The sequence below is a fragment of the Bacillus sp. AY3-1 genome (assembly GCF_008368785.1).
GTDB lineage: Bacteria > Bacillota > Bacilli > Bacillales > Bacillaceae_G > Bacillus_A > Bacillus_A wiedmannii.
The window spans coordinates 25,847-33,229 of the sequence record NZ_QORZ01000023.1; the positions used below are offsets into that span (position 1 = coordinate 25,847).

Genomic DNA, 7,383 nt, shown 5'->3' on the forward strand with positions numbered 1-7,383 from the left:
TCACTTAATACTCATCCTAAAGATGGTGTCAATACAAATAAAATATGATTGGATTCATCACTTTTATTCAAAAAGCGATGTTTCACATTTGGCGGAATACGTACAACATCGCCTTCTTCTAAAAAATATTCTTTTCCTTCTAACTCCACATACACTTCTCCTTTCATAACAACAGCAATCTCTTCTTTATCTTCATGTGAATAATGACTTTCCGTTGTGTTTGCTTGTTTATTTAAATCCATTATTAACATTTCAATACGTGCTTTCATAAAATCCGGTGTTAATACATCATATACAATGTGATCATTGTTCTCCCGATACACTTTTTTTCGATCTTTTTTCTTAGAAATGAGTGAATCTGTATCAATCTCATTAATAAAAAGTGTAAATAGCGGTACATTTAATGCTTTCGCAATTAATTCCAATACACTTAAAGAAGGATTCGCATATCCTCGTTCAATTTGACTAATTAGTGAAGTACTAATCCCTGCATAATCAGCAAATTCCCGAATTGTCATATTATTTTTCTTACGATAACTTAATACAGTTTGTCCGAGCCTATCATGGATCATAATAAAAACTTCCTTTCGTCCATCATATTGCATGTTTCATTGTCTTTGTGCTGACATACTAAACAAAGGCAAATAATCCTTTCCTATCGCCTTAAGGACTTATATACTTACCTTTGTACATTATATCGTATTTAGTTCATTATAATAAACAATCTATCGGAGGGACAAACTGTGAAATCACCTATTCTTTCATATTGCATCTTATTTTTCGGCGTATTCGCCCTATCAACTTCAGCAATTTTCGTAAAATTGGCAGATGCTCCTGCGGCTATCATTGCTTTTTACCGTTTATTTTTTGCTGCACTGATTCTATTACCGTTATTACTATTTAATAAAAATAATCGAAACGAGCTAAAAACAGTAACAAGAGAACAATGGGGATTCGGATTCATATCCGGGCTATTTTTAGCTGCACATTACGTACTATGGTTTGAATCATTACAATATACTTCTGTAACGAGTTCTACAGTTATCGTAACGTTACAACCTTTATTTTCAATGATTGGTGGTTACTTTCTATTTAAAGAGAGATTTACGAAAGGAGCGGTTATTGGTTGCCTCATCGCTATTTCAGGAAGTATCGTCATTGGATGGCAAGACTTCCAAATTAGCGGAGAAGCATTATACGGAGATATTTTAGCCTTTATTGCGGCCGGAATTATTACCGCTTACTTTTTCATTAGCCAACATGTTCGTAAAGATTTATCTCTTATACCGTATTCGGTAATTAGTTATGGAAGTAGCGCCTGTTTTCTCGGTATATTTGCCTACACGCAGCAAGAATCTTTCATCCATTACTCTACACAAACTTGGTTGTGCTTTATCGGCTTAGCATTTATTGCTACAATTTTAGGGCAAACAGTTTTTAATTGGTTATTAAAATGGATGAGTGCTACTGTAATCTCTATGAGTATTTTAGGAGAAACGATTGGAACTTGTATACTAGCGTACTTTATATTAAATGAGACTATTTCTTTACAACAAGGGCTAGGCATTACAGTTATTTTTATTGGTTTAGCATTATTCTTATTACAACCAAAACTACCAAATCACAACTAACAAATAAAAAAGCATGACATTAATTTGTCATGCTTTTCACTATTCATTATGTACAATTAAACCATCAGGTCTAAAACGACTCATCATAATTTCATTAATAAACTTTCCGTGAGCCTTCAAATTCCCTAATTTTATTCCCTCTTCTACAAATCCAAATTTTTCATATAGCGATTTCGCTTTCGGATTCGTTTCTAAAACACCAAGCTCTACTCGCTCTAACATTAACCAATTATCAGCTAAATCAAGCATTTTTGTAAGAAGTGTTTTCCCAATGCCTTTATTATGATATTCACTATCTACCCCCATAAACAAATCCCCCGAATGAGATCTACGTCCTGGGCTTTGGGTTAATCCAACAAATCCAACAACTTTTCCATCATACTCTGCAACAAATTCAAATTGATTTGGCGCTAAATTACGAATTCTATTTTCCATCGCATCTACACGCATACTAGGTAAGAAAACCATATAAGGTAATACATCATCTTGTATACATATACGATGAATTGCTCTAGCATCTTGTATTTCTACCGCTCTTAGTTTGATCTCCATATTTTCTCCCCTCCATATTCATAACAATAATTATTCTAGCCCCCCGGGTGAAACCCCTTCTCTTCTATATTTCTTTATGTTATTTTTACATAATCATTTCAGTATAACATCCAATTTATGAACAGCTTATCTACAATTGGTTAACTTTTTACTCTATTATATAACTCCAGCAGATTTTCAATTGGAGTACCATTTATTTTCATACCAGTTATATCACAATTTTCTATTTCCATATTTTTCAGATTACTATTACTTATCGCACTACCTTCCAAATCACATCTATTAAATGAAATAGGATGTTTACCTTCTCCAAGGTTTGTATCTTTAAAATGAACTCCACCTAAAGTCACAAAAGAAAATTTACTACCGGAAAGATTTAAATCGGCATATAAAGAACTTTTAAAATTTATATTTCTAAACTTTGATTGACTCACATTACAATTACTCATCTTCATATTCATCATATTGCTACCAACAAAGGAACTGTTTTTTAAATTCACTTGATAATACTCTGTATTTGCTAGATTACAGTTTTCATATTGGCTATTTTTCATATCATTATTTTTAATCAGGTTCTCTTTAGCTGACTCTACAGTTATTCTTTTTACATAACAATACTCATCTTCAGATTTAAAAATTATTTCATAGCCCATTTTTTCATAAAAATGATGATTATTAAGTTGTCTACTGGATGTTTCGAGATCCCAAACCCTTATGCTTGGATATTCCACTTCAATTGATTTAATAACATGTGATCCAATTCCTTTTCCTTGATAATCAGGATCTACAAAAATACGATCAATTCGACCGTATGACTTACCAGAAATCGTAACTATAATTCCCCCAATTATTTTTTCATCCACTATCACTTTGAAAGAATCTAGCTCTTCAATCGAATATTTCATCATTTCTACTGAAGAATACCCTGGCGGTTGGATGTTATAGTCAATGACATCACCTTGACCGCATAGCCATCGTTTTGCTTCTTCATCAAATGTTCTTTTCATTATTTCTGTTAACTTTTCAGCATCTAAAATTGTAGCTTTTTCTATAGATATTATTATCATTTTTGTTTTCCCCTTCATTGTTACAAACCATTAACTTTTGTGAACGAAATAGTTATCCATTTACTTTCATTTTTAAATTTTTTCCCATTATTACATATGGAACATCATTTTTACTTGGATGAAATGGCTCTAATACATCAACCCAATCTAATCTTTCATATAAAGAACGTGCCTTTTTATTGTTTATTTGTGTTGTTAAAATACTCGTTCTATTTGAAATACCTTCTAATAACTCATTATGTAATGTTGTTCCAAGTCCGTCATTTCGGTATTGCGGGTGAACTGCTAACTCTACAAATTCAAAACAATCTTCTAACCATTGCTCTACTTGTCCAAAATTTAATGATTTTCTCATTAATTGATTATAGTACTGACCTTCTAATGAGCGATAACCATAAGTAAAACCAACGACTTCATTTACCTCATTCATTGCTACTATACCTTTAAAACCTGTATATTCTATATGCCTATTTATTCGTTCGATCATTTCATTGAAACTTGTTTTCTCAAATGCTCTACAATACAATTTTGCTATATTACGAATTAGGATCTCATCTTTTTCAATGCTCACGAAATTCACCTTATTCCGCCCCCTACTAAAATATTTGAACTCTTCATCAGTTATAAAATAAAGAAAATTAAAACTTTTATATCTATTTACTATTAAACTACAAATGAACCTATATTTTCCACAAATACTTATTTTTATTTTTGAAGGCTAACTTCCTGGTTTTTATCTTAACTTCTATTCCTTGTCGTTTAAGGTTTTTATTTTACATATTACATCTACAAAATATCCATTTACATATTTCTAGAAATACAACCACATACTATACATAAATCAAATGAAATTTGGAGGATGCCTACATGAATAATAAAAATGTAAATAAAAAAGAAAATGTTACCGAAAACGCTACACCTATTCAAAATGATAATACTGCAAATCTTAATATCGAAGAACAAGCAATGAACGGCTTATATGGAATGCCAGAAACTGCTATTGAAGATGCTGATCATGCTGTAACTGATGATTTGACTTCAAAAAATTAATAAAATACATAGAAGAAAGCCAAGGAAAATATCCTTGGCTTTCTTAACTATGCATCCACCTTTTGTACTTCTTCACTCTTTCTTGAAAGCTTTCCTGGCCAAAAAGCAAAGCGACCTAGAACAACTGTAATTGCTGGTACAAGTAATGGTCTAACAATAAATGTATCTAGTAGTACACCAATTGCAGTTACGATACCAAATTGAACAAGAACTTGAATTGGAAGTGTACCTAACACTGCAAAAGTTCCTGCTAAAATTAAACCTGCTGATGTAATGACACTACCTGTTTGTATAACGCCATTTTTTACTGCATCCAAGTGATTTTGTGTCTTTCTGTTTTTCCATATTTCAGAAACCATAAAGATATTATAATCTTCACCTAAAGCAACTAGAAATACGAATGCATACAACGGTATCGCACCTTGAATGGCTGGCGCTCCCATACCATAATGAAGTAATAGCCATCCTGCTCCTAGTGCCGAGAAGAACGATAATACAACAGTTACAATTAAATAAATCATCGCGACAATAGATCGTAAGTAAACAAGTAATAATAAAGCTATAATACTAATCATTACTGGAATGATAACTGCTTCATCACGTTCCGTAATTTGCTTTGTATCATATAATGACGCTGTTTCTCCGCCAATCCATAGTTGATCTTCTGCATTACTAATCCCAGCATCTTTTAATACTTTTTCTACACTACTTTTCAATTTAGGGATTTGATCTAACGCTTCAATTGAGTATGGATTTTCAGCTAAAGAAACCTCATACATTTGTATTTGCTTATTTTCTTTACCCTCTTTTGGGTCTTTTACTGTATTTACAAAAGAAAATCCCTCTAGTTTTTCTTTAATAGGAAGCTCTTTTCCTTTCGTATCAACAACAACTTTTACTGGTGCTAGTTCCCCAGCTGAAAAATGATCACTAATTAACGTAAACCCTTCACGTGAAGGCATATCTTTCGGAAACGATTCTAATAAGTCATATGTGTATTGAATACGTGGTACAACTGAAGCCAATCCACCTAAAACAAATACAGTGAGCATAATTATTGTCCACGGTCTTCGTACTACAACATCTCCAAGTTTTTCACTAAAGGCACCTTTTGATTTTTTAACTTTTACGACTTTCTTTTTCTTTCTTGCAAATTCCTCATTCATTGAAGTTGTTCTCGGTATAAATGGGAAGAATGCAGTTCTACCGAAAATTAATAATAACGCTGGTAAAATTGTTAAAGCAGCAATTCCCATTATGAATACAGCAACACTAAATGGTACCGCAAATCGATGAAAAGCACCGTAATGAGCGAGTAATAATGTTCCTAATCCAAGTACAACAGTTAACGCACTCATTATAATTGCTCCGCCAGAAGCTTTAATTGCAAGTTGCAATGCTTTATATTTACTTTCTTCCTCTAGCAAGTACTCTCTATATCTCGAAATTAAAAATAAACAATAGTCCGTTCCAGCACCAAACAATAATACTGTCATAATTGATATCGCTTGGGCATCTACTTTAATCCATCCGTGACCAGCTATAAAACCAAGTGTAGGACTAATAATACCGTATGCAAAGCCCACAACAAGTAAAGGTAAAATTGCTAAAATTGGTGAACGATACAGTAAAATTAATAAGACTAATACGAGTAGTACAGTAGCAACTAACAGCTTCACATCAGCTTGACTAAATAAGCTAACCGCATCAGTTTGAATACCTACAGGTCCAGATAATCGAACATGTAAACCAGATTCACTTATTTTTTGTTTAAATGGATCTTCCTCCACCTTACTATTTACTATCTTTCTTAAATCTTCAAGATTTCCTTTTAATACATCTGTTCCGGCAGATTTATTAAAGAATACCGGTGTGACAAATGATGTACCATCTTTTGATGCGCTTTTTGATAATACTTGTTCTGGTATTGTATCAAATGGTGGTAACGTTGATTGTTCCTTTAAAGGACTGGCCTTTAATTCTTTATAAACGTCTTGTATGAGTTTATAATCCTGTGACTGTAATCCACCATCTTTATACCATACTACTAACAAAGGATTCCCTGCATTATTCGGAAACTCGTTTTTCATTAGTGCTTCCGCTTGCTGCGACATAGCTGTTTCAGGTAAATTTTTCGGATTCGGTTCTTTCGTACTGTTTACTTGTGGCAATGTAAATGAAAGTAATAATGTAATAAGAATCCAAACCGATAAAGTTATCCACTGTGTATGCTTCCCTGCTACAAGCCTCCCTAACATATGTAACGGGTGCTTTTTCATAAAAACCCACCTTCCTTTTTTCCTCTAACATTAATTATATATACTGGTCGGTTAATTAATCAAGAATGAATAAAACTTTGTGTTATAATTATCTCAACAATACATGTCAGGAGCGAATGGATTTGGAACAAAAACACCGTCCTCTCGGAAGGCCTCGTCAAAATAAAAATACAAAGTCTACAAAAGAAACCATTTTGGAAGTTGCAACTCGTCTATTTCTTACTCAAAATTATCGAGTCGTTTCCATGGATGAAGTTGCAAAAGTTTGTGGTGTTACGAAAGCAACCGTCTACTATTACTATTCAACAAAAGCAGATTTATTTACCGCTACTATGATTCAAATGATGGTACGTATACGCGAGAATATGTCTCAAATCCTTTCTACAAATAAGACTTTAAAAGAAAGATTATTGGACTTCGCTAAAGTCTACTTACACGCAACGATGGATATTGATATGAAGAATTTTATGAAAGATGCAAAACACTCTTTATCCGAAGAGCAATTGAAGGAATTAAAAAATGCTGAAGATAACATGTATGAAGTGTTGGAAAAAGGACTCGATAACGCGATGCAACTTGGAGAAATCCCGAAAGGAAATGCTACATTTGCTGCCCATGCCTTCGTATCTTTATTATCAATTGGGAATTTTAAAGATGAAAATCACAATCCTATTCTTGCAAATATAGATGAATTAGCACAAGAAATCGTTTCTTTTTATTGGAACGGGTTAGGTCATTCATATTAAATAGATTTCCTTTAATAAAAGAGCATGTTTGAAATTTTTTTCAAACATGCTCTTTTAT

8 protein-coding genes are annotated in these 7,383 nt (G+C 32.7%); 3 read left to right on the forward strand and 5 right to left on the reverse strand.

Features of this window, described 5'->3' with window-relative positions; translation table 11 throughout:
- Positions 1–11: 11 nt before the first annotated feature.
- Complete coding sequence (locus DN389_RS23235; RefSeq protein ID WP_306461236.1) at positions 12–605, reverse strand: helix-turn-helix domain-containing protein; 594 nt, start codon at positions 603–605, stop codon at positions 12–14.
- 138 nt (positions 606–743) lie between these two features.
- Between DN389_RS23235 and DN389_RS23240 the strand changes: the two genes are divergently transcribed.
- On the forward strand, positions 744–1,631 hold the full coding sequence (locus DN389_RS23240; protein WP_098191267.1) for a DMT family transporter: 888 nt from the start codon (positions 744–746) through the stop codon (positions 1,629–1,631).
- Positions 1,632–1,670: 39 nt separating this feature from the next.
- Here DN389_RS23240 and DN389_RS23245 read toward each other — a convergent pair whose 3' ends face one another.
- The 3 genes from DN389_RS23245 to DN389_RS23255 all read right to left on the reverse strand — a co-directional run bounded on the left by DN389_RS23245 (position 1,671) and on the right by DN389_RS23255 (position 3,830).
- The gene (locus tag DN389_RS23245; protein WP_098191266.1) at positions 1,671–2,183 is read right to left on the reverse strand and encodes a GNAT family N-acetyltransferase; all 513 of its coding nucleotides are present in this window, start codon (positions 2,181–2,183) and stop codon (positions 1,671–1,673) included.
- 140 nt (positions 2,184–2,323) lie between these two features.
- Positions 2,324–3,268: a GNAT family N-acetyltransferase gene (locus DN389_RS23250; protein ID WP_142343518.1), complete on the reverse strand. Its 945-nt coding sequence runs from the start codon at positions 3,266–3,268 to the stop codon at positions 2,324–2,326.
- 34 nt (positions 3,269–3,302) lie between these two features.
- The gene (locus tag DN389_RS23255; protein WP_098191264.1) at positions 3,303–3,830 is read right to left on the reverse strand and encodes a GNAT family N-acetyltransferase; all 528 of its coding nucleotides are present in this window, start codon (positions 3,828–3,830) and stop codon (positions 3,303–3,305) included.
- A gap of 287 nt (positions 3,831–4,117) precedes the next feature.
- Here DN389_RS23255 and DN389_RS23260 point away from each other — a divergent pair, with 287 nt between their 5' ends.
- The gene (locus DN389_RS23260) at positions 4,118–4,300 is read left to right on the forward strand and encodes a DUF4021 family protein (protein WP_088081732.1); all 183 of its coding nucleotides are present in this window, start codon (positions 4,118–4,120) and stop codon (positions 4,298–4,300) included.
- Positions 4,301–4,347: 47 nt separating this feature from the next.
- On the opposite strand, the gene DN389_RS23265 is transcribed toward DN389_RS23260, so the two are convergent.
- Positions 4,348–6,579 (reverse strand): MMPL family transporter, encoded by a 2,232-nt coding sequence (locus tag DN389_RS23265; protein WP_098191263.1) that lies wholly within the window; start codon positions 6,577–6,579, stop codon positions 4,348–4,350.
- A gap of 122 nt (positions 6,580–6,701) precedes the next feature.
- Between DN389_RS23265 and DN389_RS23270 the strand changes: the two genes are divergently transcribed.
- Positions 6,702–7,325: a TetR/AcrR family transcriptional regulator gene (locus DN389_RS23270; protein WP_142343517.1), complete on the forward strand. Its 624-nt coding sequence runs from the start codon at positions 6,702–6,704 to the stop codon at positions 7,323–7,325.
- The last annotated feature ends 58 nt before the right edge of the window (positions 7,326–7,383 follow it).

What these genes read in the sequence shown, in the direction of transcription:
- DN389_RS23260 (WP_088081732.1), top strand. Translation starts at nt 4,118, where the DNA reads ATGAATAATAAAAATGTAAATAAAAAAGAAAATGTTACCGAAAACGCT.
- DN389_RS23245 (WP_098191266.1), bottom strand. Translation starts at nt 2,183, where the DNA reads ATGGAGATCAAACTAAGAGCGGTAGAAATACAAGATGCTAGAGCAATT.
- DN389_RS23250 (WP_142343518.1), bottom strand. Translation starts at nt 3,268, where the DNA reads ATGAAGGGGAAAACAAAAATGATAATAATATCTATAGAAAAAGCTACA.
- DN389_RS23265 (WP_098191263.1), bottom strand. Translation starts at nt 6,579, where the DNA reads ATGAAAAAGCACCCGTTACATATGTTAGGGAGGCTTGTAGCAGGGAAG.
- DN389_RS23235 (WP_306461236.1), bottom strand. Translation starts at nt 605, where the DNA reads ATGCAATATGATGGACGAAAGGAAGTTTTTATTATGATCCATGATAGG.